Below are 10,162 nucleotides of genomic sequence, written 5' to 3' on the forward strand. Positions count from 1 at the left end.
GCACATAAGGAGGGACATAAGATCCGCAAAAGTCCCCATCCATGCGGGGAGCCCGGGGACGCAATCGCAATCTTTTTCTTCTTCATCACTCATTGTCGAGTTGTTACCTCAGAGATCAAACTAAAAACATACAGGCTGCTTAATAAACCAGAACTATTCTTCACCTGTTTCTCGCTTGCCTTCAGACAAGTAGGTTCTCAACATAGCTTCAATAACACGTGGGTTTTGACCAGCCTGAATCGCCAAAACGGCATCGATTGACATGGACTTGATCAACTCTTCCTCTTCCATTCTAAGAGTCAGTTTGTCAGCAAAAGGGATAGCAACCATATTTGCAAGCATCGCTCCATATAGCGTGGTCAATAGAGCTAACGCCATCGCAGGACCAATGGACTTCGGGTCATCCATGTTGGACAGCATCGCAACCAAACCGATCAAGGTACCAATCATTCCCATCGCCGGCCCCAGGTCTCCTAGAGCAGACCAAACACTTGCGCCTGCCTTATGCCGCGCAACGGCCATATTCTTATCTTTCGTCAGAACTGTTTTAACAACGTCTTCATCATGGCCGTCGATTAAGAGAGCAATACCACGCGCTAGAAAGTCATTATTTATCTCCTTCCCTTCAAGCGATAGCAAACCACCTTTTCGAGCTGCATCTGCCAGCTCTACGACCAAAGTAATCACTTCTTCAGGCGACTCCAACTTGAACATAAACGCTTTGGCTGCAGTCTTTCCTGCGCCAAGAAACTGCCCAAGGTTGTATTTCATCATCAAAACAAGAAAGGAACCAACTAGCACGATCAAAACCGAGGGTACGTCGATAAACAGAACTATTGAGCCGCCCAGGGTCATTGCAAATACAACGATACAAAAGCCACCAAGTAAGCCAATGAGGGTTGCTAAATCCACTAAACGCTCCTAGAAAAAAATTCCCATCTTACAGATGTGCCACTTAATGCCTTCAACTATTGAAATTGACTATTAATTCAAGACACTTCCAAGCACGCTAAAAAGAAAATAATTACGTGATTTTGTTACAAGGAAGTTTCATCTGTATGTATAATTGTTCGATTAGGTTTACGTGATCAAACGATCTATGTCGCCTGGCAGTAGTCACACTAATACATATTAATTTACAATTAGTGTAGCCCGAAAAATTGAAAGTTCCTGTTTTTTACCTCTTTTTTAGTTGAGATTTTTATGTCCTCTTCCGATTCAATTAATGACTTTGAAACTTCACTACAAGCTCTCGAAGAAATCGTCAATAAAATGGAGCAAGGACAGCTATCTTTGGAACAATCTCTTGACGCTTTTGAACAAGGCGTCAAGCTAAGCAAAGACTGCCAAAACACCTTGAAGAGCGCTCAACAACGCGTATCTGTATTAACTCAAAGCGACAATGGCTTTGAGTTAAATGCGCTCCAAGAGCAAAGCAATACTGACGCCTAGCCCAAGACCCGATCAATACAAGACTTCTTACCGTGAACGATAATTCAAGTAGTATCCCAAGCTTTCTGAGAGAATATCAGTCTCAAATTAATACAGCACTTAAGGTGCGCCTGGATCAGTTTTGCGCGCCAAACTCTCACTTGGGCGAAGCGATCCGATATAGCACCTTAATGGGAGGCAAGCGCATTCGACCCATTTTAGCCTTAGCGACAGCCAACTGCTTTGCAGTTCAGGCAGAGCAGGCAATGGATGCAGCCTGTGCAATTGAATTTATTCACGCCTACTCTCTTATCCACGACGACCTACCCGCGATGGACGATGATGACTTGAGGAGAGGTCAGGCCACCTGCCATAAAGCGTTTGATGAAGCCACGGCTATTCTGGCAGGTGATGCCTTACAAGCAATGGCCTTTGAATTACTCAGCCAAGCCAAACACTTTGGTCTCGAAAGCCAGATCAAAATGATCCAGCTGCTGACAAAAGCAAGTGGTGCCAGAGGAATGGTGCTAGGGCAAGCAATCGATTTTAACTCTGTCGGGCAAACCTTGTCTCTGAGCCAGCTTGAAAACATGCATCGACATAAAACTGGTGCCCTGATTGAAGCCTCTGTACAAATAGGCGCGCTAAGCAGCCCGTCAGGCGTGACGAAACAAGAATATGAAGCGCTAACCAACTACGCACAGGCTATTGGCTTAGCTTTCCAGGTTCAAGACGACATTCTGGATATTATCAGTGACACCCAAACACTTGGAAAAACCCAAGGTGCTGACATCGCGCTAAACAAACCGACCTATCCTGCCCAGCTTGGTTTAGAGGGCGCTAAAGAAAAACTTATAGCGCTACACCAAGAGTCTATCAACGCGCTGAGTAATCTCGGCGACAAAAATGTTCAGCAACTTACAGCGATTAGTGACTATATTATTTCCAGAATAAAGTAAGAGGTGTAACGTCGATTAAGTCGTAAAAACTGCACTCCTCCCTTTAAGGTTTCTGTTATACTTCGACCCTTACTATCTATCTGTAATTTATAGCCAATGCATACAACTTTTCCGATCTTTCAAGAAATTCCTTTGCAACGACCCAATACGCCATTGCTGGACAAGGTGAATGAACCTTTTCAGTTGCGCTTACTATCGGAAGAACAGCTGGCCCAGCTTAGCCATGAGCTGCGAGCCTACCTGCTATACAGTGTCGGACAATCAGGTGGTCACTTTGGTGCCGGGTTAGGCGTCATCGAACTTACGGTTGCACTGCATTACGTATTTAACACCCCTGAAGATCGTGTCGTATGGGATGTTGGACACCAAGCTTACCCTCATAAAATTCTAACAGGCCGACGCGAGCAAATATTAAAAATTCGCCAACATGACGGCCCTGCGGCGTTTCCCGCAAGAGAAGAAAGTGAATACGACACCTTCGGTGTCGGGCATTCTAGCACCTCAATCAGTGCAGCTCTTGGCATGGCTCTGGCTGCAAAAATGCAGTCCAGCTCTCGCAAGTCTATCGCAGTGATTGGCGATGGCGCTCTAACAGCAGGCATGGCATTTGAAGCAATGAGTCATGCCGGAGATATCGCTCCTGACATGCTAGTTATTTTAAATGACAATGACATGGCGATTTCGGACAACGTAGGCGGTTTGAAGAACCATCTGGCGAGAATTCTGTCAGGAAAAACATACAATCAGATGCGCGATGGCGGCAAGCAAATTCTGAGCAGCACTCCCGGCCTAATGGAGTTTGCCAAGAAAACTGAAGAGCACGTCAAAGGCTTGGTTGCACCCGGTACGCTTTTTGAGGAATTAGGCTTTAACTACATTGGCCCTATCGATGGTCATGACTTGCCAACCTTAATCAAAACATTAGAAAACATGAAGGAGCTGAAAGGCCCTCAATTCCTTCATATTGTCACCAAAAAAGGGAAAGGCTTCGCACCAGCAGAAATCGACCCGATTGGCTACCACGCAATCAACAAAATAGAAGCAAAACCCAAAGTAAGCCCTGTTGAAAATAAGCCTGCCAGCCAACCCAAGTACTCAAACGTTTTTGGCCAGTGGCTTTGCGATATCGCCGCACAAGACAGTCGGGTCGTCGGTATTACGCCAGCGATGCGAGAAGGTTCCGACCTAGTTCGTTTTTCCGAACTCTACCCTGAGCGCTACCATGACGTTGCCATCGCCGAACAGCATGCCGTAACACTGGCAGCAGGCATGGCTTGTGAAGGAGTGAAGCCTGTTGTCGCAATTTACTCAACCTTCTTACAGCGCGCATATGATCAGCTCATTCATGATGTCGCCATCCAGAACCTGGATATTTTGTTTGCCATAGACCGGGCTGGCCTGGTTGGTGAAGACGGCGCAACGCATGCCGGAAGTTTCGACCTATCCTTCTTACGCTGCATTCCCAAGCTAGTTGTGATGGCGCCTTCGGACGAAAATGAACTTCGGAAAATGCTCTACACAGGCCACCAATATGAAGGCCCAGCTTGCGTGCGCTACCCACGAGGCACAGGCCCGGGTGCAGAAATTGAAAAAGAGATGCAAGCCTTGGAATTAGGCAAAGCCAAAGCAATTCGCGAAGGAAAGAAAATAGCCATTCTATCATTTGGCTCTTTGCTGGAACCGGCGAAAGCTGCTGCCGAAAAGCTCAATGCAACACTCGTGGACATGCGTTTTATCAAACCACTCGATACGCAAATGATTGATGAACTGGCGAATAAGCACGAGACCTTGGTCACCTTGGAAGAAAATGTGATCGCCGGCGGCGCAGGAAGCGGCGTGTCTGAATACTTACGCGGGCAAGGACTTGTTTCGCAGGTCATTCATCTAGGCCTTCCCGATAAGTTTGTCGCTCACGGTAAGCCTCAAGACCTGCTTAAACAGTGCGGTTTAGATGCAGAAGGAATTGAACAGAGCATCTTGGCGCTTAGCAACCGAAAAGCAATCGAAAACGCCAGTTAGTCCGCTGGCGCATCATCGTCCTGATGGTCGCGCAACCAATGGCCTAATTTGCTAGCCTTGGTCGAAAGGTAACCGTCATTATGCGGGTTACGGCCAACCTGAATTGGAATTCGCTCGACAACCGAGACTCCACCACTCTGCAAAGCTTTTACTTTTCGTGGGTTATTGGTCATCAGCTTCAGCTCCTTAACACCCAAATGTGCGAGCATGTCATAACAAATCGTGTAATCTCGGAGATCTGCCGCAAAACCTAACTTTTCATTGGCCTCAACCGTATCAGCACCTTGGTCTTGTAACTGGTAGGCACGAATCTTATTTAATAAGCCGATACCACGACCCTCTTGACGTAAGTACAGCAATACACCACGACCTTCATCAGCAATGCTTTGCATCGCCTGCTCTAACTGGTAACCACAGTCGCAACGCATACTAAACAAGGCATCGCCAGTGAGACATTCAGAATGCGTTCTCGCTAATACAGGAGCACCGTTTGAGATATCCCCTAAGGTCAATACAACATGCTCCTGACCAGACTCCACCTCTTCAAAGCCATGCATATCAAACACGGCAAAAGGCGTTGGTAAACGGCATGTTTCAATAAAGCGAACTTTCACAGACGATCCTCTTGGCACAAACTAAAAAGGCATACTAAGGGCTTACAAGCAAGCATCCAAACAAGCTATAAGACCTGCAGGGCGCGCATTGTATCACATTCTGACAAGCGAGCTTAACTCGAATGTAAATTGAAACGGTCTTTTCCGCGACAAATTAGTGAATTCAAACTTACATAACTTGAAAGCCCCGAAAGCAGCTGCTCTAATTAGCCTCCCAAAGATAATAAGAACTAAGAAAATGAACCTATACGAAGAGCGTATTCTTCCACATCTGATCAATGCTGCCTGCACCTCTCCCCCTATTCAGAAACTCCGTAAAAGAATAGTACCGAAATGCACCGGACGAGTTCTCGAAATTGGCATGGGCTCTGGCGCCAACCTTGAATTCTACAACAGTAAGAACATCGACTTTGTATGGGGCCTAGAGCCCTCTGAAGGAATGCGAAGAAAGGCCGCAGCTAAGGTGGCAAAGTCCGATATTGAAGTAAAATGGCTGGACTTACCTGGTGAAGAGATTCCGCTTGAAGACGACTGCGTTGATACCATCCTGCTAACCTTCACCTTATGCACAATCCCCGACTACCAAAAAACCCTTCAGCAAATGCATAGAGTACTCAAGCCTGAGGGTAAGCTTCTATTTAGTGAGCATGGCCTAGCGCCTGAACCAAAAGTTGAGAAATGGCAACACCGTTTAAACAAACCCTGGGGCTGTGTTGCAGGAGGTTGTAACCTGAACCGCCCGATTGATAAGCTCATTCAAGCAGGCGGGTTCGAAATTGTAATGATTGAGCGCTTCTACGCTCCTAAAGCACCAAAGTTCGCAGGCTATATTTATCTAGGTGAAGCTCGAAAACTATAAATTCGGACTTAGGAGCTTAACCACCTGTCATATTCATAAAGCGAACAATTTGAGGCTCTTCAGACAAGTTAAACTCATGACGCTCTGGCTTAAGGTCCATTGCCTCGATAATGCTTCGCTTCAGACGCTCTCTGTCTCCGGGGTGGGCACGCAAGACGGCACGCAAGTCAACCGCATGCTCATTACCCAAGCATAGCAAAAGTAAACCCTCAGCAGTCACTCGCACCCGGTTACAGTCACCACAAAAGTTATGACTATGAGGCGAGATAAATCCGATGCGAGTCTTTTCTCCGGGCAATTGATAATAACGCGACGGGCCATCGGAGCGATTGCCGGTCGACACTACCTGAAGCGGCCAAACCTCACTGATAATTTCTTTAAGCTCTTGATTCGAGCAAAAAGCTTCTTCGCGACTATGTTCCGAGATAACGCCTAAGGGCATCTCTTCGATAAAGCTAATATCAATGCCTTTGCTCACTGCAAAACGTATCAGGGGGATTACTTCGTCGGCATTCCGACCCTTCATAATCACAGCATTCAATTTGATCTTCTCAAAGCCTGCGTCAATTGCTGCATCGATTCCCTGAAGCACTTTTTCAAGATCACCAACGCGAGTTAACTCTTTAAACTTGTCAGCCTTTAGAGTGTCCAGACTTATGTTTAAACGCTTTACGCCCGAGGCGAGCAAAGACTTCGCGACTTTTGATAACTGTGAACCATTTGTCGTCATCACCAGCTCATCCAAACCAGGCAAGGCGCCTACCGACTCGCACAAGGACATTACGTTTGCTCGAACTAAAGGCTCACCACCCGTTAAACGTATCTTTCCGACACCTAGCTCGACAAAGGCCTCAGCAACTTGGTGCATTTCTTCCAAAGTCAGGACTTTTTGTCTCGGAACAAAGGTCATTTCTTCGTCCATGCAATAGACGCAGCGAAAATCACAGCGATCAGTCACAGACATACGCACGTAGCTAACGCGACGGCCAAACTTGTCAATTAACTGATTGCTATTAATACTCATCGACTCTCACTCAATAGTTCAATTTTACGATGCCAAATAGTGACCACTACGGCCACCTTTCTTTTCGAGTAATCTTACCTGATCGATCACCATACCTTTATCAACCGCCTTACACATATCATACAAAGTCAAGCAGGCGACACTCACGGCCGTTAAGGCTTCCATTTCAACACCCGTTTTGGCATCAAGCTTACACTGGGCCGTCATTCTTACCCGGGGTTCACCCTCTTCGAGACCTAGCGCTTCAATCTCTATGCTTACAGAACTGAGGTTCAAGGCATGACACAAGGGAATCAGCTCCGAACACTTCTTTGCCGCCATAATTCCGGCTATTCTGCAGGTCGCGAATACATCACCTTTCTTGTGACGACCTTCGGTAATCATCCGAAGGGTTTCTTCCTTCATTAAAACGTAACCTTCTGCGCGTGCAATACGGTGGGTAACTTCTTTTTCACCCACATCTACCATATGCGCTGCACCTTGCTCATTCAGGTGCGTTAGATTGTCGGACATACTTACCTCTTTCCCAGACTCTAATGACTCATTCTATCAGACCAAGCTGCTATCTTTTAGACCACGCACCAATACCTGCTACACCTTGCGCTCCTGCCTGAAAAGCACGAGGTAAATCAGCAGGGCTCATTCCCCCTAATGCATACACTGGCAGCGTCGCTAACTTAAGCCAGGCACTGAAGCTAGACCAGCCAATTGCGATGGCATTAGGGTGAGTAGCTGTTTCCTGCACCGGTGACAATGTTGCAAAGTCTGCCCGAATACTTTGTGCATGTGCCAGCTCATCTAAAGAGTGGCAGGACACCGCTAAATAAAAGTTTTCTTTAAAAGGTCTAACATGACAACGCTTCGCCACATAAGTCGGCAAATGAACACCTCTAACACGCGTTTTGTATTGCTCAAAACGAAGCAAGCATTCACCTAGCAGCTCCGCCGAAGCCTCCGCATCAAAAGACAACTCAAGGTGCGCACTCAGCATTAGGCTCTGCCCTAAACCGGGAATCGTCGCCAGCAAGTCATCCAGCCAAATAAAATACTCATCAATACTTAAATCTGGCTGCCTTAAGAGTATCATGCCTGGACATTTTTCGAACAAAACTTCTACTTCTTTTCTTGCCCTATCCAAATTTGGGTAGGTAGGCGTAACTATATATTGCTCTGGAAGTTGGCAGGCGGTGATGATAGGCACATTAGCATCAGGGAAGCTGTATTTTGATAAATCCCCACACTCAACCCACTTTACTTGCTGACCTTCTCGGCCAAGACCATCGCTTGGCGCTTTCGAGAATTTGGACACCAGCCAGACATCGAGCAGCACTTGCTTGTCACCATAGTCATGAGAAATCTGAATCAACGGTCGCAGTGCGCCAGCCTCTTCAGGATCGAACACCAGGCCAAGTTCTTCCTCCAGTTCTCTGGCTAAAGCAACAGGAAGCGTTTCACCACTTTCGACCTTGCCGCCTGGAAACTCCCATAAGCCGCCTTGATGAACCTCATCAGGACGCTTAGAAATCAGGATCTCTCGGGCACCGGCAGCAGATGTTCTCTCTATGACGCCAACGGCCACATGAACTATTTTTGATGACGACATAAGCCCCTTTACAAAAAAACGGCCCATAAGCTTTACAGCTATGAGCCAGATAATAATTCAAAAAAGTGTATGCTTTATCTAGAAATAAAGCTTAAGTCCGGTATTCGGCATTAATCGTCACATAGTCGTGAGACAAATCAGTTGTCCATACCGTTTCTTCAACACTGCCACGCGCTAAGTCGATACGTATGGTGATCTCTTCTTGATCCATCACTGCCTGACCGCGCTCTTCAGTATATTCGGCACACTTCTCGCCTTGATGAACAATCCTGACATCACCCAAGTATATCTCGACCAAGCTCAAATCAAACGCCTCAATCGAAGCCCGGCCCAAGGCGGCCAGAATACGACCCCAATTCGGATCGCAGGCAAATAAGGCGGTCTTAATCAAAGGAGAATGAGCAATGGTGTAAGCCACTTCAAGTGCTTCTTCAGTACTTTTAGCCTGCTCAACCTGAACCGTTACAAACTTGGTGGCACCTTCGCCATCACGCACGATCAATTGCGCCAGCTCGACCAAGACATCACTTAAGGCGTCTTTAAGGGCTGGAAAATCAGCATGAGACTTATCAATCAAAGGTGCTTTTGACTTGCCTGTCGTAAACAGAATACAAGAATCGTTTGTCGAGGTATCGCCATCGACAGTAATTCGATTAAATGAGGCCTCAGCAAGCTCCTGCAATAATTCATCTAGCAAAGCTTGAGGCACGCTCGCATCACATCCGACATAGGCCAGCATGGTTGCCATGTTTGGCTTAATCATGCCCGCGCCTTTACTGATGCCATTAATACGAACAGTCTCGCCTGCGTAGCTAATTTCAGTCGACACACCCTTGGGTCGAGTATCGGTTGTCATAATACCTTCGGCCGCATCGGCCCAAGCATCACCTTTTAACTGAACTTTAGCCTGAGGAATTGCCGCTACGATCTTCTCTATAGGCAGTTTTTCACCAATAACACCGGTTGAAAAGGGCAACACTTGTTCTCGCGCAACACCAAACTGTTCAGCTATAGCAGCACAACTTTGCAAAGCATCATCCATACCCTGCTTACCCGTGCCTGCATTGGCATTACCGGTATTCACCACTAAATAGGCATTTGAAGCCTGAGCAAAGCTACCTGTCGCCAAGTGCGCTTTACAGAGCTGAACCGGTGCAGCGCAAAAAGCATTCTTTGTAAAAACGCCTGAACAGGTGCTCCCCTGAGCCAGCTCGATCAAAACCAGGTCTTTACGACCCTCTGTTTTGATACCAGCCTCAACAACACCGATACGCGCACCGTCTATGTCAAAAAAGGCAGGTAAATCACCCTTACCAACAGCCATAATTCCTTCCAATTAAAATATTTACTAACAGTAAGGCTATGAAACCTTACCGTGGCACTGCTTATACTTCTTGCCCGAGCCACATGGGCAAGGCTCATTACGCCCTACTTTACGGCCTTCTCGCGTCACAGGGGCCTGCTTTTCTTCAGCCGCCGGAGCCGAGCCACCTTCACTACCGGCTGCATTGGCATCTGCATGTTCAGTCTTTGCCCGGCCCAATTGCTGTTCTAGCTCTTGCTGTCTGCGTCGCTCTAGCTCTTCAGCCTCGTCTTGAGTCTGAATCTTCACGTGACTGGTCACACGTACCACGTCATTTTTCAAATTGCCCA

General features: G+C 47.0%; 12 protein-coding genes. 4 read left to right on the forward strand and 8 right to left on the reverse strand.

The window, feature by feature from the left end:
* Positions 1 to 93: flagellar motor protein MotB (locus A3763_RS27475; RefSeq protein ID WP_156494985.1), on the reverse strand; the 93-nt coding region annotated here is incomplete at its 3' end.
* 60 nt (positions 94 to 153) lie between these two features.
* Positions 154 to 912 carry a flagellar motor protein PomA gene (gene pomA, locus A3763_RS07065; protein WP_068516334.1) on the reverse strand — a complete coding sequence of 253 codons (759 nt, stop codon included), beginning with the start codon at positions 910 to 912 and terminating at the stop codon, positions 154 to 156.
* A 291-nt stretch (positions 913 to 1,203) separates the two neighbouring features.
* Between pomA and A3763_RS07070 the strand changes: the two genes are divergently transcribed.
* The 3 genes from A3763_RS07070 to dxs all read left to right on the forward strand — a co-directional run bounded on the left by A3763_RS07070 (position 1,204) and on the right by dxs (position 4,409).
* A complete protein-coding gene (locus A3763_RS07070) occupies positions 1,204 to 1,452 on the forward strand; it encodes an exodeoxyribonuclease VII small subunit (RefSeq protein ID WP_068515370.1) in 249 nt (82 codons plus the stop codon).
* A 32-nt stretch (positions 1,453 to 1,484) separates the two neighbouring features.
* The gene (locus A3763_RS07075) at positions 1,485 to 2,390 is read left to right on the forward strand and encodes a polyprenyl synthetase family protein (protein ID WP_068516336.1); all 906 of its coding nucleotides are present in this window, start codon (positions 1,485 to 1,487) and stop codon (positions 2,388 to 2,390) included.
* Between the two features lie 96 nt (positions 2,391 to 2,486).
* A complete protein-coding gene (dxs, locus tag A3763_RS07080; RefSeq protein WP_068516339.1) occupies positions 2,487 to 4,409 on the forward strand; it encodes a 1-deoxy-D-xylulose-5-phosphate synthase in 1,923 nt (640 codons plus the stop codon).
* On the opposite strand, the gene ribA is transcribed toward dxs, so the two are convergent.
* Positions 4,406 to 5,023: a GTP cyclohydrolase II gene (ribA, locus tag A3763_RS07085; protein WP_068508589.1), complete on the reverse strand. Its 618-nt coding sequence runs from the start codon at positions 5,021 to 5,023 to the stop codon at positions 4,406 to 4,408. The two genes, dxs and ribA, sit on opposite strands and share 4 nt — an antisense overlap.
* A 238-nt stretch (positions 5,024 to 5,261) precedes the next feature.
* Between ribA and A3763_RS07090 the strand changes: the two genes are divergently transcribed.
* Positions 5,262 to 5,882, forward strand: a complete 621-nt coding sequence (locus tag A3763_RS07090; protein WP_068633055.1) for a class I SAM-dependent methyltransferase — start codon at positions 5,262 to 5,264, stop codon at positions 5,880 to 5,882.
* 16 nt (positions 5,883 to 5,898) lie between these two features.
* Here the strand turns inward: A3763_RS07090 and moaA are convergent, their stop codons facing one another.
* The 5 genes from moaA to A3763_RS07115 form a co-directional block, all read right to left on the reverse strand.
* Positions 5,899 to 6,906 carry a GTP 3',8-cyclase MoaA gene (moaA, locus tag A3763_RS07095; protein ID WP_068516344.1) on the reverse strand — a complete coding sequence of 336 codons (1,008 nt, stop codon included), beginning with the start codon at positions 6,904 to 6,906 and terminating at the stop codon, positions 5,899 to 5,901.
* A gap of 24 nt (positions 6,907 to 6,930) precedes the next feature.
* The gene (gene moaC / locus A3763_RS07100) at positions 6,931 to 7,419 is read right to left on the reverse strand and encodes a cyclic pyranopterin monophosphate synthase MoaC (RefSeq protein WP_068516348.1); all 489 of its coding nucleotides are present in this window, start codon (positions 7,417 to 7,419) and stop codon (positions 6,931 to 6,933) included.
* A 49-nt stretch (positions 7,420 to 7,468) separates the two neighbouring features.
* Entirely contained in the window at positions 7,469 to 8,509 is a 1,041-nt protein-coding gene (locus A3763_RS29955) for a Nudix family hydrolase (RefSeq protein ID WP_082865281.1), read from the reverse strand.
* Between the two features lie 91 nt (positions 8,510 to 8,600).
* Complete coding sequence (gene argJ / locus A3763_RS07110) at positions 8,601 to 9,833, reverse strand: bifunctional glutamate N-acetyltransferase/amino-acid acetyltransferase ArgJ (protein WP_068516350.1); 1,233 nt, start codon at positions 9,831 to 9,833, stop codon at positions 8,601 to 8,603.
* A 36-nt stretch (positions 9,834 to 9,869) separates the two neighbouring features.
* A partial coding sequence (locus A3763_RS07115; RefSeq protein WP_197482826.1) for an SEC-C metal-binding domain-containing protein occupies positions 9,870 to 10,162 on the reverse strand: 293 nt, incomplete at its 5' end.

This window comes from Oleiphilus sp. HI0128, assembly GCF_001635365.1.

Coding starts and splice junctions, on each gene's coding strand:
- dxs (WP_068516339.1), top strand. CDS start 2,487: ATGCATACAACTTTTCCGATCTTTCAAGAAATTCCTTTGCAACGACCC.
- A3763_RS29955 (WP_082865281.1), bottom strand. CDS start 8,509: ATGTCGTCATCAAAAATAGTTCATGTGGCCGTTGGCGTCATAGAGAGA.
- argJ (WP_068516350.1), bottom strand. CDS start 9,833: ATGGCTGTTGGTAAGGGTGATTTACCTGCCTTTTTTGACATAGACGGT.
- moaC (WP_068516348.1), bottom strand. CDS start 7,419: ATGTCCGACAATCTAACGCACCTGAATGAGCAAGGTGCAGCGCATATG.
- A3763_RS07090 (WP_068633055.1), top strand. CDS start 5,262: ATGAACCTATACGAAGAGCGTATTCTTCCACATCTGATCAATGCTGCC.
- moaA (WP_068516344.1), bottom strand. CDS start 6,906: ATGAGTATTAATAGCAATCAGTTAATTGACAAGTTTGGCCGTCGCGTT.
- A3763_RS07070 (WP_068515370.1), top strand. CDS start 1,204: ATGTCCTCTTCCGATTCAATTAATGACTTTGAAACTTCACTACAAGCT.